Genomic DNA, 258 nt, shown 5'->3' on the forward strand with positions numbered 1-258 from the left:
TTTCAACTAACGCAGGTAAATAAAATGGTTCCAGCTTTAGTTGAAATTGTGGAATAGAATAAATGCCTCAAATATATCAGCGTCAATATTGCAAAAACCCAATATAAAAGAGAACGAATCTTTTCGGCAGTAGAGCAAATTTCAATATTGAACTCGCCAAAATTAAACGAACAATTTGCTGAGCCGCTTGGAAAGATGCTTTCTAAGCTTGAAAAAACAGTGCGCTGAGAAGTAGCTTTAATTTCATTAAAGACACCA

General features: G+C 34.5%; 1 protein-coding gene. It reads right to left on the reverse strand.

Annotated features, from left to right (window positions below; translation table 11 throughout):
- Positions 1–2: 2 nt before the first annotated feature.
- A partial coding sequence (locus Q5762_RS38945) for a hypothetical protein (protein ID WP_315897046.1) occupies positions 3–258 on the reverse strand: 256 nt, incomplete at its 5' end.

The sequence above is a fragment of the Streptomyces sp. P9(2023) genome, assembly GCF_032436795.1.
In the GTDB taxonomy this organism is placed as follows: domain Bacteria; phylum Actinomycetota; class Actinomycetes; order Streptomycetales; family Streptomycetaceae; genus Streptomyces.